This is a genomic window from Streptomyces sp. NPDC093109, from assembly GCF_040701725.1.
Taxonomy (GTDB): Bacteria; Actinomycetota; Actinomycetes; order Streptomycetales; family Streptomycetaceae; genus Streptomyces.
Genome location: NZ_JBFBEZ010000003.1, coordinates 112,373 through 133,970 on the forward strand (window position 1 = coordinate 112,373; position 21,598 = coordinate 133,970).

Here is a 21,598-nt window from a genome sequence, read left to right on the forward strand (position 1 = left end):
CCTGAGGATCCAACCCCCTTTCTGTGCGGGACCTTTGAGATCTTGAGGAGAGCCGGGCGCGGACCGGCGCCGGCCTCCTGACCGCTCCTCAAGTTTCGTACCCCGCACTGACAATCGGTCGCTGCGCGAGGGCGCGGCCTATGAGCGCGCCGGGGCCCGGGTACGTAAGCTGTGCCACGTCATACGGACGACCGGGCAGCGGGGATGGACATGGCGATGATGCGGCTCCGGCGCGAGGACCCGCGTGTCGTCGGTTCGTTCAGGCTCCACCGGCGGCTGGGCGCGGGCGGGATGGGCGTCGTCTATCTGGGCTCGGACCGGCGCGGCCAGCGGGTCGCGCTGAAGGTGATCCGGCCCGATCTCGCCGAGGACCAGGAGTTCCGGTCGCGGTTCGCCCGCGAGGTCTCGGCGGCGCGGCGGATCAGGGGCGGCTGTACGGCCCGGCTGGTGGCCGCCGATCTCGACGCCGAGCGGCCCTGGTTCGCCACCCAGTACGTGCCGGGGCCTTCGCTGCACGACAAGGTCAACGAGGAGGGGCCGCTCTCGGCCGCCGAGGTCGCCTCGGTCGGCGCGGCGCTCTCCGAGGGGCTGGTGGCCGTGCACGAGGCGGGGGTCGTCCACCGCGATCTCAAGCCGTCGAACATCCTCCTCTCCCCCAAGGGCCCGCGCATCATCGACTTCGGTATCGCCTGGGCGACCGGCGCGAGCACGCTGACGCATGTCGGCACGGCCGTGGGTTCGCCGGGATTCCTCGCCCCCGAGCAGGTACGGGGGGCGGCGGTCACGCCCGCCACCGACGTGTTCTCGCTGGGCGCCACCCTGGCGTACGCGGCGACCGCCGATTCGCCCTTCGGGCACGGCAGTTCCGAGGTCATGCTCTACCGGGTGGTGCACGAGGAGGCGCATCTGCACGGGGTGCCCGACGCGCTGGCGCCGCTGGTGCGCGCCTGCCTCGCCAAGGATCCGGAGGAACGTCCCAGCACGCTCCAGCTCTCGATGCGGCTCAAGGAGATCGCGGCGCGGGAGGTGCAGGGGCTCATCGACAGCCGGCCGCCCGCGCAGCGGAGCCGCGGCGGGCAGGAGCTGCCGACCGGCCGGCTCACCGAGCGGTACACGGAGCGCGACGCGGAGCGGACTGTGCCGGCTTCAGGGCATGGCCCCGGGCAGGGGCAGGGTCCCGGGTCCGGTGGCGGGTCCCCGGCCGGTGCCGGCTCTGCGCCGGGGAACCGTACGGCGGGCGGCTCCGCGTCCCGCTCCGGCCGCTCGCGCGGCGCCGGGGCTCCGTCCCGTACCACCGGCGCACGCCCGCAGCGCCCCCGCGACACGTCCCGCGGTACCGGCGGCGGCGCGCGGAAGCAGGGCGCGCGCACGACCTCGTCGAAGCTGCGGCCCGCGAACCCCCGGCTGCTGCGGCAGCGGCTGATCGTCTTCGTCGTGGTGACGCTCATCGTCGCGCTGGGCATCGCCGCCGCGCAGCAGCTCTGAGGAAACCTCGCCGCGCGCCGGGGCTTGGTCCGCCGGCACAGTCCGCCGTGATTCTCCGGTCCACCGGAACATTGCCGTCCGCCGGCCGCCTCCGTAGCTTCGGACGTGTACCGAGCCGAGGAGTGACCGGACGTGCGTGACAACCCCGACTACGCCCTCACCGACGAGGACGAGATCAAGCGCGTGATCACGGCCGCGCCGTGGGCGACCATGATCAGCCACACCGAGGACGGACTCGTCGCCTCGCACTACCCCTTCCTGCTCGACCCGGCGGCGGACGGGATCGTCCTGCTGAGCCATGTGGGGCGGCCCGACGAACTCCTGCACGGGCTCGGCGAGCGGGAGCTGCTCGTGGTCTTCTACGGACCGAGCGGCTATGTCTCGCCGAGCTGGTACGGGATCTCCCCGGCGGTGCCGACCTGGAACTACACGACCGTGCACGCCTACGGGGTCCCCGAGATTCTGTCGGCCGAGGACAACCTCCGCGTCCTCGAGGATCTCGTCGACCACTTCGAGGAGCCGCTGCCCCACCCGTTCCGGATGCGGCTGTCGGCCGAGAACGAGGAGTACGCGGAGCGCATCGCGCACGGGACTGCCGGCTTCCGGCTCCGGGTCACCCGGGTCGTCGCGAAGAACAAGATGAGCCAGGACAAGCCGCGCGCGGTGGTGGACCGCGTCGTCGAGCAGCTGAGCCGGCCCGGTCCTTACGCGAACGCCGAGCTGGCTTCGCGGATGCTCGCGAGCCGCCCGCGCGAGACGTAGTCCGGGCGGCGGTCCCGCGCGGGCGGGCGGTCAGCGCCGCGCCGTGATGAGCCGTACCCGGCAGGCCAGTTCGACCGCGAAGCGCACATCGGGCTCGGCCAGGTCGAGGCCGAGGGTCTGCTCGATACGCCGGATCCGGTAGTTGACGGCGTTCGGGTGCAGATTGAGCTGCTCCGCCGCGCGGGCCAGGGAGTTGCGGTGGCCGAGGTACGCGAGCAGGGTCCGCATGGCGATCGTGGCGCGCTCGGGACCCAGCGCGTCGAGCGGCGCCAGGGTGTCGTCGAGCAGCGAGCGGCTGAGCGGTGACGCGTAGAAGTCCAGCAGCACCCGGCGCAGTCCGGTGACGTCCGTGGTCTCGATGCTCCCCGCCCGGCCTCCCGCGACGGCGGCCTCGGCCGCGATCCGCGCCTCCGCGGCGGACTGCCGCAGCCCGGCCGCGCCGCTCTGCGGTGTTCCGAGGCCGACGGTGAAGGTCCACTCGTCGCCCGCGACCGAGCGCGCGTGGGCCAGCACGGACTCCATGACATCGCGCAGGCGTCGCTGGTGGTCCGGGGCGCCCGGCTCCTCGGACGAGACCATCACGATGTCGCCGTGGAACATGGCGAGGTGCCACACCTCCTCGCGCCGCTCGACGAGTTGCAGCGCGTGCAGTTCGACGGAGGACGCCAGTACGGCGGGGGGCCGCTGCCCGGTGTCGCGGCCGTGCGTGGGCGAGAGCCAGGCGACGGCGTGGGAGAGCTGCACCGGCAGGCCCGCACGGGTCGCCTCGACGCCGAGGCCGTCGATCCGTGACGACTCCGCGAAGATCAGTTCGACGATCAGGTCGGCCCGGGAGCGGACCGGTCCGAACCGGTCCTGCAACTCCCGTTGCAGGGTGCGGGAGAGCACGGCGGCGATCACCGGCAGCGCGATCGCGACGGACGCGTCGGCGCGGTCGGCCGTCAGCCGGCCGACCGGCACCTCCCCCGCACAGACCGCGTCGGGCTCGGACCAGGCCACGGCCGGGTCCCGCGTCAGCGTGAGCCGTACGCCGAGGGCCGCGCCGGCCTCGGCGATGACGGCGTCCACGGACGGGCTCTGGGTCCCCGCCGCGACGGCGGTGGCCCGCGCGATGGCGTACTCCGCGCGGGACAGGGCCTCCTCGGCCCCGCCCCGGATCGTCCGGTCCAGATGCACGGCGAGCTCCGCGGGCGTGGCCGTGCTCATCAGCACCGGCAGGCCGCCGCGGTCGGCGAGCGCGCGGGAGGTCTCGGCCAGCGGGAAGTCACCGACGAACACAAGACCGGCGCACCGTGCGGCGAGGGCGCGCCGGATGGCGATGTCGACCTGGTACGGGCGCGGTACGCCGTGGTCCGGGGTCGCCACGATCACCAGCCTGGCGGGGGCGAGGGAGGTGAGATCCGCTATCGCGGCGACCTCCACGCCGGACACCGCGGCGCCGTCCGGAGAGCCCGCCACGCGGCGGATCCCCAGCCGCTCCCCCTGTGTGACCACGTCCGTCACCGTGACTTGGTTCATCGGAACAGTCTGGCACGAATCATTGGGCCGGCAGCACATTGTTACCTTCCATTCCCGCTGCCTAATCTCGGGACATGCCCGATCAAGACCTGCATTCCGACAGAGAGAGCGTGGCCGTGCGCCTGATCGCCCGATCCGATGTCGCCGCACTCGCGGCCGGCGCCGCCGTCTTCGGCACGGGGGGTGGAGGCGCCGTGCATACCGTGCAGCTGGCCGTGGAAGCGGCGATCGACGCGTACGGACCCGTCGAGGTCGTACCGGTCGAGGAACTCACCGACGAGGACGCGGTGATCGTGATGTCGGCGATGGGCGCTCCGTCCGTCGGTATCGAGATGCTCACCGCCGCGGGTCAGCCGGAGACGATCGTCCGTGAGGTCGAACGGCTCACGGGCCGACGGGTGACGGCGGTGATGGCCGCGGAGATCGGCGGCAGCAACGGGGTCGCCCCCGTCGGCTGGGCCGCGCGGCTGGGGCTCAAGGTGCTCGACGCGGACGGGATGGGACGCGCCTTCCCCGAGGGCACGATGATCTCGATGAACGTCGCGGGGCTGCCGAGCGAGTTCGCCGTCCTGAGCGATGTCGTCGGCAATGTCTCCGTGCTGCGGACGATCAACCTCGCGTGGCTGGAGCGGCACGCCCGGGCGCTCTGCGTGGCGAGCGGGGCGATCTCGCTCGGCGCCCATTACGTACTGACCGCGAAGACCGCTCCCGGCGCGGTCGTCGAGGGGACGGTGAGCCGGGCGGTCCAGGTCGGCCGCCGGCTGCTCGGCGCGGCCGAGCCCGTCGCCGAGCTGGTGGACGAGCTGGGGGCGGCGCTCGTCGTCACCGGCAAGATCATCGATGTCGAGCGGCGTACCGAGGGCGGGTTCACGCTCGGGTCGGTGACGGTCGAAGGGGTCGGCACCGACCGCGGCCGACTGGTCCGGGTGGAGATCCAGAACGAGAACCTCGTGATCCTGGAGGACGGCGAGGTGACCGCCAGCGTGCCGGACCTGATCACCGTCGTCGACTCGGAGACCGGGGAGGCCATTTCGACCGAGCTGCTCCGCTTCGGCCAGCGTGTCGGGGTGGTGGCCTGGGCGTGCGATCCGCTGTGGCGGACGGAGCGGGGGCTGGAGCTCGCCGGTCCGCATGCGTTCGGATACGACCTGGAGTACGTCCCGTTCGGCGCCGCCGACGACACCGCCTCCGTAACCTCCGCCGCCACCACCGTGACCGCCACCGCCGTCGAAGGAGCCTCCCGATGAACTCCGTGCACGGCGATCTCGCCGTCGGGATCGATGTCGGCGGCACCAACACCGACGCCGTGGTCCTCGACCCGTCGGGCGCTGTCCTCGCCTGGACGAAGAGCCCCACCACACGGGATGTCACCGGAGGTATCCGGTCGAGTCTCGCGGCGGTGCTCGACGAACTGGGTCCTGCCAGGGCCGCGGTCTCCCGGGTGATGCTCGGTACGACGCACGCCACCAACGCGATCGTACGGCGCCGTGATCTCGGCCGGGTCGCGGTCGTCAGGCTCGGGGCCCCGGCCGCCACCGAGTACCCGCCGCTCACCGGCTGGCCCGCGGATCTCCGCGACACCATCCTCGCGGGCGCGGTGCACGCCGGCGGCGGGCATCTCGTCGACGGCTATCCCATCGCCGAGCTGGACCGGGATGCCGTCCGCCGGCTGCTCGACCGCCTCGCGGGCCGCTTCGACGCGGTCGCGGTCTGCGGCATCTTCAGCCCGTCCTTCCCGGAACAGGAGCTGGAGGTGCAGGCGCTCGTCCAGGACCACGCGGGGCTCGACGTGCCGGTCTCGCTCAGCAGCGAGATCGGAGCGCTCGGTCTCCTGGAGCGCGAGAACGCGACCGTGCTCAACGCCGCCCTCTACCGGGTCGCGCGGGACATCACCACCGCTCTCACGACCGCGGTGGTCGAGCAGGGACTTGAGGCGGCCACGTTCTTCGCGCAGAACGACGGTACGTTCATGGCCGTCGAGTACGCGGCACGGTACCCGGTGCTCACGATCGGATCCGGACCGGCCAACTCGATCCGGGGCGCCGCTTCCCTCTCCGGTGCCGGGAACGCGATCGTGATCGATGTCGGCGGCACCACCAGCGATCTCGGCGTCCTGGTCGAGCGCTTCCCCCGCGAGTCGACGATGCCCCGCGAGATCGGCGGGGTGCGGACGAACTTCCGTATGCCGGACATCCTGAGCCTGGGTATCGGCGGCGGAACCATGGTCGACATGGCGGCGGGTGTGCCGCTGGGCGACTCGGTCGGCTACCGCATCGCGGAGGAGGCGCTGCTGTTCGGGGGCTCGACCCCCACACTCACCGACGCGGCGGCCACCCGGTCCGCCGTCGTCACGGGCCGCACGCTGCCCGCGCTCGGCCGGTCGGAACGGGCGGGGCTCGCGGGCGCGCTCACCGTGGCCCACCAGCGGATCGAGTCGGCCGTCGAGCGGATGTCCCTCGGCCGTACGGGGCTGCCTCTCGTCGTCGTAGGCGGCGGCGGATTCCTCGTCCCCGACCGGGTTCTCGGTGCCAGTGAGGTCATCAGGCCCGAGCGCGGCAATGTCGCCAACGCGGTCGGCGCGGCGATCGCCCTCGCGGGAGGCCGCGCGGACCGGCTGTGCGAGTTCCCCGACCGTACGGCCGCCATCGAGGAGGCGAGCCGCGCGGCGGCCGAGAAGGCCATCCAGGCGGGGGCGGACCCCGCCCGCGTCACGATCGTCGACGTACTGGAGACACCGGTCTCCTATGCCACGCGGCCCACGCTCAAGGTGTCGGTCAAGGCGGCCGGCCCCCTCGCGCCGACCGGGCGCGTACCGGCCGCCGCCCCGAAGAGCCCGAGCCACGAAGGATCGAGCATGAGATGAAGGAACTCGGATGAAGCCAACGAGCACCACCCAGCAGTACGTGAAGGCGACGGCGGTCTCGGTCGCCGGCATCCTGGCCGCGACGGGGCTGGCCGCGTGCGGCTCCCCGTCCGGGGCCGGGAAGAAGGACGCGCGCGAGGTCTCCGGAGGGACGTTCGTCTCGACGGTCTCCGCCGACCCCGGCAGCCTCGACCCGATGACCGGCGTGTCCCTCGCGGCCCGCGCGATGGTGGCGAACGCGTATGAGTCGCTCGTCCATGTCACCCCGAAGGGGGACTTCAAGCCCTGGCTGGCCACGGAGTGGACCGTGAGCGCCACGGAGATCTCGTACACGCTGCACGAGGGCATCACCTGCTCCGACGGCACGGAGTTCACCGCGCGGACCGCGGCGAACAACATCAACTACCAGGCGACACCGGCCAACGGGACCTTCTACTACGGCTCCCAGATCAACAAGGGCATCCACGCCACGGCCGACGGCAACACCCTCACCATCACGAGCAGGACGAACGACCCGTTCCTGCTCGCCAACACGGGGACCGTCGAGATGGTGTGCCAGAAGGGCGTCGACCGCCCCGCCGGCCTCAAGGACACCACCAACGGTACGGGCCTGTTCGCGCTGACCTCCTCGACCGCGGGGTCCACGTACACCTACACCAAGCGGGACGACTACGACTGGGGCCCGAACGGCGTCACGAGCGCCACGAAGGGGCTGCCGGACAAGCTGGAGATACGGGTCGTCACCGACGAGTCGACCGCGGCCAACCTGCTGCTCTCCGGGGACATCAACGCCGCGGTCATCACCGGCTCCGACCGCAAACGGCTCGACGCCACGGGGCTCGCCACGGTCGGCGCGCGCAACCCGGTCGGCGAGATGCTGTTCAACGAGCGCTCCGACCGCCCGACGTCCGATCCGCTGGTGCGCAAGGCCCTGGTCCTGGCGCTGAACCGGGACGAGATCGGCGATGTCCTGAGCAACGGCGCGGCGCGGAAGTCGACGTCGCTCGTCGTGAAGAGCCCGTTCCTCTGTGTCGCGGGCGGACCGAAGTGGACGCTGCCGGCCACCGATCCCGGCAAGGCCGCCGCGCTGCTCGACCGGGCCGGGTGGAAGCCCGGCGCCGGCGGGAAGCGCTACAAGGACGGCAAGCCGCTGACCGTCAAGTTCATCTACGACGCCGCGATGTCGACCCAGGCCCCGGCCGCGGAGCTGGTGCAGCAGGCGTGGGACAAGCTCGGCATCACGACCAGGCTCGCGGCCAATGACGCCAACGCGTGGTCGGAGCAGCTGTTCCAGACGTTCGACTGGGACACCGGTTTCGTCCAGATCGCCCCGGCGAACCCGGTGACGGTGGCCGGCTTCTTCGCCGGCGCGACGCCGGACAGGGGAGGCAACAACTTCATGTTCGTCGACAACCCCCAGTACGAGGCCCTCAGGAAACAGGCCTCCGCCGCCCCGGACTCCGACGCGGCGTGCGCGCTCTACCAGCGGGCCGAGGCGGAACTCGTGAACCGTACGGACGTGTTCCCGCTCGCGGACAACGAACTGCCCACCTATCTCTCCGGCGCGCGGGCCGAACAGACCACCTATCTCGTGCCCACGACCATCCGGATGCTGGGCTGAGGCATGACGATCTCCTCGACCGCGCGCCCGGTACGGAGACCGGCTCCCCTGCCGCCCCGCGCGCGGTTCGTGCTCACCAGGGTCGCCCGGGCGCTGGTCTCGCTCGTCATCGTCGTCGTCGCCACGTTCCTGATCCTGCCTCTCGTGCCGGGGGATCCGGTCCGGGCGGCCCTCGGGCCCAGCGCGACACCGGAGCTCGTCGCCCGCACCCGGGCGGAGCTGGGGCTGGACAGACCTCAGCTCCAGCAGTTCACCGACTACGTGTCGGGGCTGTTCCGCGGTGAGTTCGGGGTCTCGCTCCAGTCCCACCGGCCGGTCGCCGCCACGCTCACCGAGCGCTTTCCCACGACGCTCGCCCTGGCGTGCCTCGCCTTCCTCGTCGCTCTGGTCGGGGCGGTGCCCCTCGGGGTCGCGACGGCCGTGTCGGCGTGGAGCGGGCGGCGCCGACGGCTCGGTGCCGGGGTCTCCTGGCTGCTCGGCGCGCTGATCGCCATCCCGAACTTCCTTCTCGCCGTGGGATTCATCGCCCTGTTCGCCATCACCCTGAAGCTGCTTCCCGCGGCCGGGTGGGGCAGCCCGCCCGAGGCCGTCCTGCCGGTGCTGGCCCTCGCCGTCGGGCCGCTCGCGTATCTGGCCCGGATCGTGCATGTCGAGATGCTCGCGGTCCTCGGCACCCCGTACATGACGACCGCCCGCGCCAAGCGGCTGCCCGCCCGGCTGCTCCATCTCCGGCACGCGCTGCCGAACATGATCACCGCGTCGCTCACGGCCGGGGGCCTCGTCCTGACCGGGCTGGTGGCGAGCACGGTGATCATCGAGACCGTGTTCGCGATCCCCGGGCTCGGATCGACCATCGTCTCGTCCATCACCTCCAAGGACTATCCGATGATCCAAGGGGTCGTTCTTGTGTACGCGGTCATGGTCCTCGGGCTCAATCTGCTCGTCGACCTGATCATCGCCACCGTGGACCCCCGCTCATCGATCACGAAGGGCTGACGCACCATGCGGTCCGGCATCCGCCACAAGCTGCGTACTCCGCAGGGCATCACGATCGTCGCCGTGACGCTCGTACTCGTGCTCGTCACCGTCCTCGCACCGCTGGTGTGGGGGCACACCGCCACCACGGTGTCGGTGGCCCACCGGAGTGAGGGGCCCAGCGCGGCCCACCCGTTCGGCACGGACAGCCTGGGCCGCGATCTGCTGGCCCGGGTCCTGGTCGCGACCCGGCTGTCGGTGCTGCTCGCGCTCGGGGCGACGGCGCTCTCGGTCGTGGGCGGGGCGGTCCTCGGTGTGGTGGCGACCGTACTGCCGCGCCCGCTGCGCTGGGCGCTGACCTCGCTCATCGACATCCTGCTGTCGTTCCCCTGGCTGCTGCTCACGCTGTTCTTCTCGGTGATCTGGGGCGCGGGTGCCACGGCGGCCATGCTCGCGGTGGGCTTCGCGGGCGTCCCCACCTTCGCCCGGCTGACCTACACACTGGCCTCGTCGGTGAGCGAGCGGGACTTCGTACGGGCGGCCCGGATCGTCGGAGTGGGGCCGGCGGGCATCGTGGGCCGCCATGTCCTGCCCAACATCCTGCCCCCGCTGCTCGTCAACGCGGCGGCGCTGGCGTCGGGGACGCTGGTCTCCTTCGCGGGGCTGTCGTTCCTGGGACTGGGCGTCCAGGCGCCGGCCTTCGACTGGGGAAGTCTGCTGCGCCAGGGCGTCGCGGACATCTATGTGAACCCGATGGCGGCGCTCGGCCCCGGCATCGCGATCGTCCTCACCGGCTTCGTCCTCAACTCCGTCGGGCTGCTGGCGGGCGAGGCCGCTTCCCGGACGGCCGTCGCACACCGTACGTCCCCTCCGCACCCGGCGGCGGAGAGGCCGGCGCACCAGCCGGCCGAGCAGGCCGCGATCGCCGAGATCGAGGAGCTGCGCGTGAGCTTCCCCGACCGGTCGGGCCAACTCGTCGAGCGCGTACGAGGAGTCACGCTCGCCGTCCGGCCGGGCGAGACCGTCGGTATCGTCGGGGCCTCGGGATCCGGCAAGTCCGTGACGGCCATGGCCCTCGCCGGCCTCCTCGGTACAGAGGCGCGGATCGACGCCACGGCGCTGCGGTTCGCGGGCATCGACATGACCGCGAAACCGACGGCCGCCGAGCGCCACCGGCTCGGCCTGGAGCTGGCGATGGTCTTCCAGGATCCACTCACCTCGCTCAATCCGTCCCTCACTGTCCGGCGGCAGCTCACCGAGGCGGTCGAGGCGCACGAGGGCGTCCCGCGGGCGGAGTCACGGCGCCGCGCCCGGCAGGCGCTCGCCTCCGTCGGGATCGAGGACCCGGACCGGTGTCTGCGCCAGTACCCGCATCAGCTGTCCGGCGGCATGCGGCAGCGGGCCATGATCGCGGCGGGGCTCATGGGGCAGCCGCGCCTGCTCATCGCCGACGAACCCACGACCGCCCTCGATGTGACGATCCAGCGTCAGGTGCTGCGCGTGCTCCGAGCGGCGCAGCGCGAGACGGGCAGCGCCATCCTGCTGATCTCGCACGACATCGCCCTCGTGAGCGGCTTCTGCGACCGCCTCGTGATCATGAAGGACGGGGAGATCGTCGAGGAGCTGCCGGCCGCGCGGCTCGACGAGGCGAGCCATCCGTACACCCGCGCGCTCATCGCCTGCGTACCGCACATGACGACCGACCGCTCCCGACCGCTGCCGGTCATCGGCGAAGCGGGCACCGCTGTGGAGGAAGTGGAGGAACCGGTATGACCACCCTCGAATTCGCGGACGTGTCCGTGCGCTACGGTCACGGCGCCGGCGCGCACCTCGCCGTCCGGGACATCGACCTCACCGTCGCCTCGGGCCGGGTCCACGGCCTGGTAGGGGAGTCGGGCTCGGGCAAGTCGACCCTCGCCGCCACGGCGGTGGGCCTCGTACGGCCCGCGACCGGTGCGATACGGCTGGACGGCGCCGATATCGTCGGCGGCTCCGCGGCCGCGCGCCGGGCGCGGCGGCGCGTACAGCTGGTGTTCCAGGACCCGTACGCGGCGCTGGACCCGAGAATGCCGGTCGGGGCGTCGATCGCCGAGGCCACCCGCGCCACGGGACGGCGCTGGTCACGGAGCGAGCGGAGCCGGCGGGTCGGTGAGCTGCTGGCCATGGTCCACATCGGCCCGGACCGGGCCGGGGACCTTCCCTCGGCGTTCTCGGGCGGGCAGCGTCAGCGCATCACGATCGCCCGGGCGCTCGCGGCGGAACCTGACGTCATCATCGCGGACGAGATCACCTCGGCCCTCGATGTCTCGGTGCAGGGCGTCGTGCTCAATCTGCTGCGCGAACTCCAGGCCGAACTGGCGCTGACCATCCTCTTCATCTCGCACAACCTGGCCGTGGTGCGCTATGTGTGCGACACGGTGAGCGTGATGCGCGACGGCCGGATCGTCGAGTCCGGCGCCACCGAGAGCGTGCTGTCGGCGCCGCGGGACCCCTACACCCGCGAACTGCTGGCCGCGATCCCGGTGCTCGGCGAGCCGTTCGACGGAGGTACGACGCGATGAACACGCCCCCCGCGGAGCTTCTCCTGCGCGGCGCCCTGCTCCCCGGAGCCGAAGCGCCCAGCGATGTACTCATCAGCGCCGGCCGCGTCACCGCGATCGGCCCGGCCGGCACGGTACGGCACGACGGGGCCGCCGAAGTACGGCTGGACGGGCGGTGGCTGCGGCCCGCGCTCTGGGACGAACACGTCCACTTCACCCAGTGGGTGATCCGCCGCGGCCGGCTCGACCTGTCCGCGACGGCGAGCGCGGCCGAGGTGCTCGCGCTCGTACGGTCCGGGGCAGCGCCCACCGGGAGCCGGGACACGGGCGTCACCGTCGGGTACGGGTTCCGCGACGCGCTCTGGCCCGACGCCCCCTCGCTCGCCTCCCTCGACGCGGCGGCACCCGCCCGTCCCACCGTGCTGATCAGCGGCGATCTGCACTGCGGATGGCTCAACTCGGCGGCGGCCACGCTGCTCGGGGTCACGGTGGACTCCTCGGGGCTGCTCCGGGAGGCGCCGTGGATCGAGGCCCTCGACCGGCTCGACCACGACACCGCTCCCGCCCTCGCCACCTACCGGGAAGCGGCGCGGGACGCGGCCGGCCGTGGGGTCGTCGGCATCGTCGACTTCGAGAACGCCGACAACGTACGGGACTGGCCCGCCCGGGTCGCCGCCGGTGTGACCTCGCTCCGCGTCGAGGCATCGGTCTGGCCCGGCCGCCTCTCGGCGGCGATCGAGCAGGGGTACCGCACGGGAGTGCCCCTCGACGAACAGGGACTCGTCACCGTCGGCCGGCTCAAGATCGTCGTGGACGGATCCCTCAACACCAGGACCGCCCTGTGCTGGGACCCGTACCCCGGCACGGACCCCACCGCCCCGCACCGCTGCGGAGTGCGGAGCGTCGCGCCGCACGAACTCGGCGACCTGCTGGGCACGGCGGACCGGGCGGGAATCGCCGTGGCCGTCCACGCGATCGGCGACCGCGCGAACAGCCAGGTGATCGACGCGTTCGAGCAGCTGGGAATCACCGGGGTCATCGAGCACGCGCAGTTCGTCGCGGCGCGGGACTTCGCGCGCTTCGGCCGGCTCGGCATCGTCGCCAGCGTCCAGCCCGAGCACGCGATGGACGACCGCGATGTCGCCGACCGCTACTGGCACGGCCGCACCGACCGCGCGTTCGCCTTCCGTTCGCTGTACGACGCCGGCGCGACGCTGCGCCTCGGATCGGACGCGCCCGTCGCACCGCTCGACCCGTGGCACGCGATCTCCGCCGCCGTCACCAGGTCACGCGACGACCGGCGGAGCTGGCACCCGGAACAGCGCCTGCCCCGGTCCGTCGCCCTCGCCGCGAGTGCACGCGGGCGCACGCGCGTGGCCGTCGGCGACCCGGCGGACCTCATCGTGCTCGACCAGGACCCCACCGCGATCCCCGTAGAACGCCTCCGCGACACCGTGGTCACGGGCACCCTCCTCGGCGGCCGGTGGACCTGGAACGCGCTGGAGGGATGACGGGGCGGACGCGGGTCAGCCGAGCCCGGCGGGCCGTGGGCGCGTCGCGTAGAAGGCCACGGCCGAGGCCGCCGCCACATTGAGCGAGTCGACACCGGCGTCCATCGGGATACGGACATGCTCGTCGGCGGCGGCCAGCACCCCGGGGGTGAGACCGGCCCCCTCCGTACCGAAGACCAGGGCGAGCTTCCCCTCGTCCCGCGCGGCCCGCCCGGCCAGCTCGTCCAGGGTGATCGCCCGGTCGCTCAGACAGAGCGCGGCGACCGTGAAGCCCTCGGAACGGAGGATCCCGATGTCTTCGGGCCAGGACGCGAAACGCGTCCACGGCACCTGGAACACCGCGCCCATCGAGACCTTCACGGACCGCCGGTAGAACGGATCGGCGCAGCGCGGCGAGAGAAGGACCGCGTCGACGCCCAGAGCGGCGGCGTTCCTGAAGGCGGCCCCCAGGTTCGCGTGGTCGACGATGTCCTCGAACACCGCGACACGCCGCGCACGCCGCGCACGCCGCGCCGGGCGCAGCACCTCGGCCACCGCGGGCAGCGGCTCGCGCGCCATCGAGGCGAGGGCGCCGCGGTGCACGTGGTAACCCGTGACCCGCTCCGCCAGCTCTGGGTCGACCACGAAGACCGGCGCGCTCGCCGCGTCGATGACATCCCGCAGCGGGCCGACCCACTTCGCCGAGAGCAGCATCGACCGCATCGCGTAACCCGCCTGCTCCGCCCGGCGGATGACCTTCTCCCCCTCGGCGATGAACAGCCCCTCGGCGGGTTCGCGACGGCGGCGCAGCTCGACGTCGGTCAGACCGGTGTAGTCGCGCAGGCGCGGGTCCTCGGGGTCGTCGACGGTGATGAGTTCGGCCACGGGTTGATCTGCCTCGCCGTTCGGGGGAATGTTGGGTGTGGGGGGGCTGTGGGCCTAGCGGCCGTCGCCCAGCGCTACTACCTCGCCGATCACGATGACCGCCGGCGGCCGTACCCCCTCCGCCCGTACCACCTCCGCGACCGTCGCGAGCGTCGCGTCCACCCGGCGCTGCGCCGCCGTCGTCCCCTCCTGGATCAGCGCGACCGGCGTCCCCGGCGCCTTGCCGTGCTCGACCAGCGCCCGCGCGATCGCGCCGATCTTGTCCACCCCCATCAGCACGACGAGCGTGCCGCGCAGCCGGGCGAGCGCCGCCCAGTCGACGAGCGAACGTTCGTCGTCCGGCGCGACATGGCCGCTGACCACGGTGAACTCATGCGCCACCCCCCGGTGCGTGACCGGGATCCCGACGGCACCCGGCACACTGATCGAGCTGGAGATCCCCGGCACGACCGTGCACGCGATCCCCGCCGCCGCGAGCGCGTGCGCCTCCTCCATCCCCCGCCCGAACACGAACGGGTCCCCGCCCTTGAGCCGGACCACGGCCTTGCCCGCCCTGGCGTGCTCGATCAGCGCCTCGTTGATCGCCTCCTGCGCCATGGCCCGGCCGTACGGGATCTTCGCCGCGTCGATCACCTCGACGTGCGGCGGCAGTTCGTCGAGCAGATCGCGCGGGCCGAGCCGGTCCGCGATGACCACGTCCGCCTCGGCGAGGAGCCTGCGGCCGCGGACCGTGATCAGATCCGGGTCGCCGGGGCCGCCGCCGACGAGGGCGACGACGGGGGTCTCGCCGGTACGGGTGCCTGCGCGGCGCCGCGGCGCCGCGAGCGTGCCGTCCCGCAGGCCCTCCACGACGGCGTCCCGCACCGCGGCGGAGCGGCGCGGGTCCCTGCCGGTCAGCACGGCGACGGTGACGCCGTCGCTGCGGCCCGTCGCCGGGGTCCACGCCGTGGCGGCCTCCGCGTCGTCGCTCCGTACGCACCAGACCCTGGCGCGCTCGGCCTCGGCGGAGGCGGTGCGGTTGGCGTCGGGGTCGCTGGACGCGACGAGCACGTACCACGCGCCGTCGAGGTCGCCCTCCTCGTAACGCCGCCGCTCCCAGCGGATCTCACCGGCCGTCGCCATGGCCTCGACGGAGGGCTTCGCGGACGGCGACACCAGCACGATGTCGGCACCGGCCGCGATGAGCGCGGGCAGCCTGCGCTGCGCGACCTGACCCCCGCCGACGACAACGACGCGCCGCCCGGCCAGGCGGAGCCCTACGGGGTAGGCGGGGTGCGGGTCACGCGGGGGCGCGGTCTGGACGTGCTCGGCCATGTCGGCGGGGGCTCCTCGGGGGCGGGGTGGTGTTGAGGTCACTTTACGGTGGGCTTGCGCCTCCCGACGGGGTCGCCTCCCGGCTAGGGGGCCGTGGGTCTTGGGCTGGTGCGGGGTCCGGGCCGGTTGGTCCCGTGCCGGGGGCCGGGGCACTCCGGAGGCGCATCCCCGGATGCACGATTTACGCCGCGTGCGGGCCGGTTCTTCGACCGCGGGTGCGTACAGCGGCACAAATCGCGCTTTACATCCGGGGACGTCACCTCCTGCGACCCCGGCCCCCTCCGGTCGGTGGACGGCTCGCGCACAAACCACCCGGCCCGGCCGGGGCGGGTGGGTCCGTGACGGGCCGGTGAAGGGGGCACCGCAGGGGGTATGTGTCCGGACGTAAAGCGCGATTTGTGCCGCTGAGCGAGACCCGCGGGTACGGTCCGGCCCGCACGCGGCGTAAATCGTGCAGTCCGGGCATGTGCCCCCGGAGGGGACCCCGGCAACAACCCGCAGGTGCGAACCGGGCCGAGCCCAAGACGGACCCCGGCCCCCGACCAGCACCCGCAGGTACCCACCGGGCTGAGCCCGTGACGGACCCTTGGCCCCGGCCAGCACCCGCAGGTACGAACCGGGCCGAGCCCAAGACGGGCCACGGCCCCTCGCCGGGAGGCGACCCCGCCCCCGGAGGGGCACCCGGCGACAACCCGCACGTGTGCGCCGGGCCGAGCCCAAAACGCCCAAGCCCCCGGCCAGCACCCGCACGTGTGCGCCGGGCCCCGCCCAAGACAAACCACGGCCCCCAACCGGGAGGTTCTACTTCTCCGTTACGCCCGCCGAATCGAACGTCGCCACCTCGTGCATCGCCCGTGCCGCGCTCTGGATCACCGGGAGTGCCAGCAGCGCGCCCGTGCCCTCGCCCAGGCGCAGGTCCAGGTCGACCAGGGGGCGGAGGCCGAGTTTGTTGAGGGCTGCCACGTGGCCGGGTTCGGCGCTGCGGTGGCCCGCGATGCAGGCGGCGAGGGCCTCGGGGGCGATCGCGCGGGCGACCAGCGCCGCCGCGCCCGCGCTCACGCCGTCCAGCAGGACCGGCGTACGCATGGACGCGCCGCCTAGGAGGAAGCCGACCAGCGCGGCGTGCTCCAGGCCGCCGACCGCGGCGAGGACGCCGATCGGGTCGGCCGGGTCCGGCCGGTGGAGTTCGAGGCCGCGGCGGACGACGTCGACCTTGCGTGCGTGCATCTCGTCGTTGATGCCGGTTCCGCGGCCGGTGACCTCCGCCGGGTCCTGGCCGGTGTAGACGCAGATCAGCGCGGCGGACACGGTGGTGTTGGCGATGCCCATCTCGCCGGTGAGCAGCGCCTTGTTGCCGGCGGTCACCAGATCGCGTGCGGTCTCGATGCCGACTTCGATCGCGGCGAGTACCTCTTCGCGGGTCAGGGCGGGGCCCGTCGTGAAGTCGGCGGTGCCGGCGCGGACCTTGCGCGGCAGCAGTCCGGCCGACGCCGGGAGGTCGCCCGCGACGCCCACGTCGACGACGCAGACCTCCGCGCCCACCTGGTTCGCGAACGCGTTGCACACCGCGCCGCCGCCGAGGAAGTTGGCGACCATTTGGGCGGTGACTTCCTGGGGCCACGGGGTGACGCCCTGGGCGTGTACGCCGTGGTCGCCGGCGAAGATCGCGACGGCCGCGGGCTCGGGAATGGGCGGCGGGCATGTCCGGGACAAGCCGCTGAGCTGCGCGGAGATGATCTCCAGCATGCCGAGCGCACCAGCGGGTTTCGTCATGCGCTTCTGCCGCTCCCACGCCTCCCCCAGCGCCTTGGCGTCCAGCGGGCGGATTCCGGCGACGGTCTCGTTGAGCAGGTCGTGCGGGTCCTCGCCCGGCAGGGCGCGGCGGCCGTACGTCTCCTCGTGGACGACCCAGGACAGCGGGCGGCGCTTGGACCAGCCCGCCTGCATCAGTTCGGGGTCCTCGGGGAATTCGTCGACGTAGCCGATGCACAGGTACGCCACGACGTCGAGGTGCTCGGGCAGTCCCAGCGCGCGGACCATCTCGCGCTCGTCGAAGAAGCTGACCCAGCCGACGCCGAGGCCTTCTGCGCGGGCCGCGAGCCAGAGGTTCTCGACGGCGAGTGCGGAGGAGTACGGGGCCATCTGCGGCTGGGTGTGCCGGCCGAGGGTGTGCCGGCCGCCGCGCGTCGGGTCGGCGGTCACGACGATGTTCACCGGCGTGTCGACGATGGCCTCGATCTTCAGTTCCTTGAACTGCTTGGCCCGCCCCTTGGGCAGCGACTTGGCGTACGCCTCGCGCTGCCGCTGCGCCAGTTCGTGCATGGACCGCCGGGTCTCGGCGGACCGGATGACGACGAAGTCCCAGGGCTGCGAGTGGCCCACGCTGGGGGCGGTGTGCGCGGCCTCCAGGACGCGCAGCAGCACCTCGTGCGGGATCGGGTCGGGGCGGAAGCCGTTACGGATGTCCCGGCGCTCGCGCATCACGCGGAGCACGGCCTCGCGGTCGGCGTCGTCGTAGGCGGGCGCGGCGGCCGGGCGGGGCGCGGGGGCCTCTGCCGCTGCTTCTGTTTCCGCCCCTGCCTCTGCCTCTGCCTCTGCTGCTGGTTCGGGCTCGGGCTGCGGTTCCGGGTCCGGCTCTGCCTCGGCAGTGGGCTCGGGCTGCGGGGCGGGCGCGGGTTCCGCGAGCTCCACGGCTTCCTGGGCGGGCTCGGGTTCCGGGGCGGTGGACTGCTCCGGCTCGGGCGCTGCTTCCTGCACGGGCTCAGGCTCGGGAGCGGGCTCAGGTACGGGTTCGGGCTCGGGTGCCGGTTCCGCCGCTGCTACGGGCTGCTCCGGCTCGGGCTCGGGCGCCGCTACCGGCTCGGGCTCGGGCTCGGCAGCCGCCTCCGGGGCGGGTACGGCCTCGGCCTCGGGTTCCGGGACGGGCTCGGGCTCCGGGACGGGGGCCGGCTCCGGCTCGGGCTCAGGGGCCGGCTCGGGTTCCGGCTCGGGTGCCGGGGTCTCCTGTACGGGGTCCGGCGTCGGCTCCTGCGCCTGGACGGGCTCCGCGGGCGCGGCTTCCGGCTCGGGGGCGGGTTCCGGTTCCGGCTCAGGTTCCGGCGCCGGCTCCGGCGTCAACTCGGGCTCCGGGGCAGCCGTTTCCGCCGGGGCTTCCTGTACCGGCTCGGGTACGGGTTCCGGCTCCGGCTCCGGGGGTGCCACCCGTACCGCCTGGGTCGGTGCGTCCGCCGGGCCCCGGTCGGCCAGTGAGCGCACCACGCCGCCCGTCGGGTCGGGCAGCGGCGGGCCTAGGTGCAGGGGCCTGCGGGCCGGGGCCGCGGCCTGGGGGGCCGCCTGGGCCGGCGCCGGGGGCGGGACGCGTACGCCGCTGAGGTCCACGGAACCGGTGTCCCGGCCGCCGGCCTCGTGCGCGTCCTGCTGTTCCGCGACGGGCTCGGGGGCCGCCTCGGGGGCGGGGTCGGGCACGGGCTCGGGCGCCGCCGCGGGTGCCTCGGCCTGCGCCTGGAACGCCTGCGGCGCCTCGTACATCTCCGGCGCCTGTTCCGCCGGCTGTTCTATGGGCGGTGCCTGCGGCACCGGCGCTTCCGCCACGGGCTGTTCGGGGACCGCGTACCCCTCCGGGGGCGAGTAGGCCGCCGGTGCCGCGTAGCCCTCCGGGACCGGTGCGTAGCCCTCGGGGGTGGCGTAGCCGGCGGGCGCGGCGTAGGCGGGTGCCTCGGCGGGGACGACCTGGGGGTCGTTCCAGCCGCCCTGCGCGCTCGGCATCAGCAGGATGTCCTCGTGCTCGGTCGTGGGCTCGGAGGCGTCGAGGTAGGTGTACGCGCCGGCGGCCGGGATGCCCGGCTGCTCCACCATGCCTGCGTTCTCCGGCAGTCCCTCGCCCGGGACCTGGCCGGTGTCAGTCATGCGTACCCCTCGCCCATGTGGTTGTGCTCCTTCGGCCCTTCGACCGGGGCGCCCGCTCCGCGACGCTTCCGGCGCCCGTCATCAACAACGAGCGTGGGCGCCGCGCGGCACGCATGACGGCCTGCTGTGGGCCGCGCCCCGTCGCGCGTCCCCCCGGTTTCCGCCGTACCACATCAGCGGCCAAAACGGGCCCCTTTTCCGGACATTGACGAACGAAGCGACGAACGCCCGGCTGAGGTACAACGACGGGCCAGCCTACCTCGCGCGGCCCGGCGGCGGGGTCAGGGGCCGCTCTCCGGTCGTCTGCCCGAGACCAGGAAGACCACGGAGCGCTCGCGTTCTGACCACGCGCCGGTGTCCAGCGCGACGGACTGGAGCAGGGCGCACTCCACGTCGTAACCGCCTTCCGCGAGGGCTCTGCCGACGGCCTCCGCCTCGTCCCTGGTGGCCGCGTGGGTGACGATGCGTTCGGGCCGGCGGTCGGCGCAGGCGATGACGACGTCGATGCCGCCGCCGCCGATCCGTACGACGTCGGGCTCGGGCAGCCGCTCCAGTACGTGCGGCGCCCGGCCCTGGACCACCTGGAGCTGGACCCCGGCGCGGCGGGCGGCGGCGGCGGTGCTGGCGCAGGCGCCCGGTTCTTCGTCGACGGCGATGACGGCCGCGCCGAAGCGGGCGGCCTCGGCGGCGAGGGCGCCGCTGCCGGAGCCGATGTCCCAGATCAGGTCGCCGGTCCTGGCGCCGATCCGGGCGAGCTGGGCGGCGCGCAGCCAGGTGGACTCGCCCTCGTCGAGGGCGATGCCGTACTCCTCGGTGGGCAGGGCCCAGCCGCGCGCGGCCGGCGGGTAGCCGGGGTCGCGGCCCGCGATCCAGCCGCCGGCCGGGGAGACGACGGTGCCGACGCCGCCGACGACGATGACCACGTTGGGGTCGCGCCAGACGTGGTCGGCGACCTTGTCGGAGGTGAGGACGGTGACCTTCTCGCGCTCGGTGCCGAGCTCCTGGCAGATGACGAAGGTGCGGTGGACCCCGTCGAGGAGCAGCGCGAGTTCGGCGGGTCCCGCGCCCGGGGAGGTGAGGACGGCGACCTTGGTGTGCGCGCGGCACACGTTGACGACGCGGCGGAGCGTGCGGCGGTGGGCGACGACGACCTGGGCGTCGTCCCAGGCCATGCCGGCCCGGGCGAAGGCGCTGGCCACGGCGGAGACCGCGGGGACGACTTCGACCTCCAGGCCGTGCTCGGGGGCGCGCAGGGTCCGTACGACGCCGAAGAAGCCGGGGTCGCCGTCGGCGAGGACGACGGCGCTGCCGCGGTGGCCTGCGATACGGCGGGCGGCGAGGCCGATCGAACCGAGGCGGACGCGTTCGGCGTCGGCGGGTACGCCGGCGAGGGCCAGGTGGTGCGCGGCTCCGGCCACCAGGGTGGCCCCCGCGAGCGCGGACCTGGCGGCGTCGCCGAGGGGTGAGCCGTCCCAGCCGATCACCGTGACGCGGTCGGCCATGGTTGTCGGTCTCCTGGAGTCGCGGGCGGGTCGTCGCTGGTGACAGTACCCGGCAACGGGCGAGTAAGTCCGACTCGTCCAGGCCGGCGCGGGTCAGTTCCAGTCGGTGAAGGAGGCGTAGCCGCCCGCGTCGGCCATCTGTTCGGCGACGCCTTCGAGGTCCTCGGGCAGCAGGCTCCAGACGATGAGGTCGGTGCGGATGTCGGTCCAGCCGCCGTCCTCGGTCTGGGTGCGCGCTATCCAGGCGTTGCGCAGGACGCCCTCGCTGATGCAGCCGATCTTCTGGGCGACCTGCTGGGAGGCGGTGTTGTCGGCGGCGGTGCGCACTTCGATGCGCTCGAACTTCTGGTCGCGGAAGAGCCATTGGGCGACGGCGAGCGCGGATTCGGTGGCGTAGCCCTCGCCGCGGGCCCAGGGGGCGGTGACGTAGGCGGCCTCGGTGGCGAGCGCGTGCCAGTTGGTGTTGCGCAGCCGGACGACGCCGACGAGGCGCTGGGTGAGGAACTCGGTGACGGCCCAGGCGATTCCGTGGCCGTTCAGGCGCTCGGCGGGGGCGATGGTGCTGACCCATGCCTCGGCGTCGCGCTGGGTGTACGGGTGGGGCACGGGGGTCCAGGCGGTGACCATCTCGTCGTTCATCATCTCGATGTGCGCCGGGATGTCGGCCTCTTCGAAGGGGCGCAGCACCAACCGCTCCGTACTGATGGAGATGTTGGGGAAGGTGCCAGCCATGCGCC

Annotated in this window: 15 protein-coding genes; 9 read left to right on the plus strand and 6 right to left on the minus strand. The window is 73.3% G+C overall.

The genetic code is table 11. The annotated features are described in order from the left end of the window. Positions 1-204 precede the first annotated feature (204 nt). Both AB0389_RS04865 and AB0389_RS04870 read left to right on the plus strand, forming a co-directional pair. Entirely contained in the window at positions 205-1,485 is a 1,281-nt protein-coding gene (locus AB0389_RS04865) for a serine/threonine-protein kinase (RefSeq protein WP_366394080.1), read from the plus strand. 132 nt (positions 1,486-1,617) lie between these two features. Continuing rightward, the gene (locus AB0389_RS04870) at positions 1,618-2,247 is read left to right on the plus strand and encodes an FMN-binding negative transcriptional regulator (protein WP_366393882.1); all 630 of its coding nucleotides are present in this window, start codon (positions 1,618-1,620) and stop codon (positions 2,245-2,247) included. A 30-nt stretch (positions 2,248-2,277) separates the two neighbouring features. Here the strand turns inward: AB0389_RS04870 and AB0389_RS04875 are convergent, their stop codons facing one another. Beyond that, the gene (locus tag AB0389_RS04875; RefSeq protein WP_366393883.1) at positions 2,278-3,765 is read right to left on the minus strand and encodes a helix-turn-helix domain-containing protein; all 1,488 of its coding nucleotides are present in this window, start codon (positions 3,763-3,765) and stop codon (positions 2,278-2,280) included. Positions 3,766-3,839: 74 nt separating this feature from the next. On the opposite strand from AB0389_RS04875, the gene AB0389_RS04880 reads away from it, so the two are divergent. Genes AB0389_RS04880 through AB0389_RS04910 form a run of 7 tightly spaced genes read left to right on the plus strand, consistent with a single transcriptional unit; the run spans position 3,840 to position 13,275 of the window. Beyond that, on the plus strand, positions 3,840-5,012 hold the full coding sequence (locus tag AB0389_RS04880; RefSeq protein WP_366393884.1) for a DUF917 domain-containing protein: 1,173 nt from the start codon (positions 3,840-3,842) through the stop codon (positions 5,010-5,012). Continuing rightward, entirely contained in the window at positions 5,009-6,628 is a 1,620-nt protein-coding gene (locus AB0389_RS04885; RefSeq protein ID WP_366393885.1) for a hydantoinase/oxoprolinase family protein, read from the plus strand. Before AB0389_RS04880 ends, AB0389_RS04885 begins: the two co-directional genes overlap by 4 nt. A gap of 10 nt (positions 6,629-6,638) precedes the next feature. Beyond that, entirely contained in the window at positions 6,639-8,249 is a 1,611-nt protein-coding gene (locus AB0389_RS04890; protein WP_366393886.1) for an ABC transporter substrate-binding protein, read from the plus strand. 3 nt (positions 8,250-8,252) lie between these two features. Further along, positions 8,253-9,245, plus strand: coding sequence for an ABC transporter permease (locus AB0389_RS04895; protein WP_366393887.1), 993 nt, complete (start codon positions 8,253-8,255; stop codon positions 9,243-9,245). Positions 9,246-9,251: 6 nt separating this feature from the next. Then, positions 9,252-10,997 carry a dipeptide/oligopeptide/nickel ABC transporter permease/ATP-binding protein gene (locus AB0389_RS04900; protein ID WP_366393888.1) on the plus strand — a complete coding sequence of 582 codons (1,746 nt, stop codon included), beginning with the start codon at positions 9,252-9,254 and terminating at the stop codon, positions 10,995-10,997. Next, positions 10,994-11,785, plus strand: coding sequence for an ATP-binding cassette domain-containing protein (locus AB0389_RS04905; RefSeq protein ID WP_366393889.1), 792 nt, complete (start codon positions 10,994-10,996; stop codon positions 11,783-11,785). The genes AB0389_RS04900 and AB0389_RS04905 overlap by 4 nt, the downstream gene beginning before the upstream one ends. After that, the gene (locus tag AB0389_RS04910; RefSeq protein ID WP_366393890.1) at positions 11,782-13,275 is read left to right on the plus strand and encodes an amidohydrolase family protein; all 1,494 of its coding nucleotides are present in this window, start codon (positions 11,782-11,784) and stop codon (positions 13,273-13,275) included. The genes AB0389_RS04905 and AB0389_RS04910 overlap by 4 nt, the downstream gene beginning before the upstream one ends. 15 nt (positions 13,276-13,290) lie before the next feature. Here AB0389_RS04910 and AB0389_RS04915 read toward each other — a convergent pair whose 3' ends face one another. From AB0389_RS04915 to AB0389_RS04935, 5 genes are all read right to left on the minus strand, one after another. Continuing rightward, the gene (locus tag AB0389_RS04915; protein ID WP_366393891.1) at positions 13,291-14,139 is read right to left on the minus strand and encodes an RNA methyltransferase; all 849 of its coding nucleotides are present in this window, start codon (positions 14,137-14,139) and stop codon (positions 13,291-13,293) included. A gap of 54 nt (positions 14,140-14,193) precedes the next feature. Beyond that, entirely contained in the window at positions 14,194-15,453 is a 1,260-nt protein-coding gene (gene cobA / locus AB0389_RS04920) for a uroporphyrinogen-III C-methyltransferase (protein WP_366393892.1), read from the minus strand. A gap of 801 nt (positions 15,454-16,254) precedes the next feature. Continuing rightward, positions 16,255-19,359 carry a nicotinate-nucleotide--dimethylbenzimidazole phosphoribosyltransferase gene (cobT, locus tag AB0389_RS04925; RefSeq protein WP_366393893.1) on the minus strand — a complete coding sequence of 1,035 codons (3,105 nt, stop codon included), beginning with the start codon at positions 19,357-19,359 and terminating at the stop codon, positions 16,255-16,257. A gap of 281 nt (positions 19,360-19,640) precedes the next feature. Then, the gene (cbiE, locus tag AB0389_RS04930; protein ID WP_366393894.1) at positions 19,641-20,861 is read right to left on the minus strand and encodes a precorrin-6y C5,15-methyltransferase (decarboxylating) subunit CbiE; all 1,221 of its coding nucleotides are present in this window, start codon (positions 20,859-20,861) and stop codon (positions 19,641-19,643) included. A 93-nt stretch (positions 20,862-20,954) separates the two neighbouring features. Beyond that, positions 20,955-21,593: a GNAT family N-acetyltransferase gene (locus AB0389_RS04935; RefSeq protein WP_366393895.1), complete on the minus strand. Its 639-nt coding sequence runs from the start codon at positions 21,591-21,593 to the stop codon at positions 20,955-20,957. Positions 21,594-21,598: the final 5 nt, after the last annotated feature.

Bases quoted from the DNA above. Each gene is read 5' to 3' on its own strand.
- AB0389_RS04895 (WP_366393887.1), top strand. From the start codon at position 8,253: ATGACGATCTCCTCGACCGCGCGCCCGGTACGGAGACCGGCTCCCCTG.
- cobA (WP_366393892.1), bottom strand. From the start codon at position 15,453: ATGGCCGAGCACGTCCAGACCGCGCCCCCGCGTGACCCGCACCCCGCC.
- cobT (WP_366393893.1), bottom strand. From the start codon at position 19,359: ATGACTGACACCGGCCAGGTCCCGGGCGAGGGACTGCCGGAGAACGCA.
- cbiE (WP_366393894.1), bottom strand. From the start codon at position 20,861: ATGGCCGACCGCGTCACGGTGATCGGCTGGGACGGCTCACCCCTCGGC.
- AB0389_RS04910 (WP_366393890.1), top strand. From the start codon at position 11,782: ATGAACACGCCCCCCGCGGAGCTTCTCCTGCGCGGCGCCCTGCTCCCC.
- AB0389_RS04875 (WP_366393883.1), bottom strand. From the start codon at position 3,765: ATGAACCAAGTCACGGTGACGGACGTGGTCACACAGGGGGAGCGGCTG.
- AB0389_RS04935 (WP_366393895.1), bottom strand. From the start codon at position 21,593: ATGGCTGGCACCTTCCCCAACATCTCCATCAGTACGGAGCGGTTGGTG.
- AB0389_RS04885 (WP_366393885.1), top strand. From the start codon at position 5,009: ATGAACTCCGTGCACGGCGATCTCGCCGTCGGGATCGATGTCGGCGGC.
- AB0389_RS04880 (WP_366393884.1), top strand. From the start codon at position 3,840: ATGCCCGATCAAGACCTGCATTCCGACAGAGAGAGCGTGGCCGTGCGC.
- AB0389_RS04865 (WP_366394080.1), top strand. From the start codon at position 205: ATGGACATGGCGATGATGCGGCTCCGGCGCGAGGACCCGCGTGTCGTC.
- AB0389_RS04900 (WP_366393888.1), top strand. From the start codon at position 9,252: ATGCGGTCCGGCATCCGCCACAAGCTGCGTACTCCGCAGGGCATCACG.
- AB0389_RS04905 (WP_366393889.1), top strand. From the start codon at position 10,994: ATGACCACCCTCGAATTCGCGGACGTGTCCGTGCGCTACGGTCACGGC.
- AB0389_RS04890 (WP_366393886.1), top strand. From the start codon at position 6,639: ATGAAGCCAACGAGCACCACCCAGCAGTACGTGAAGGCGACGGCGGTC.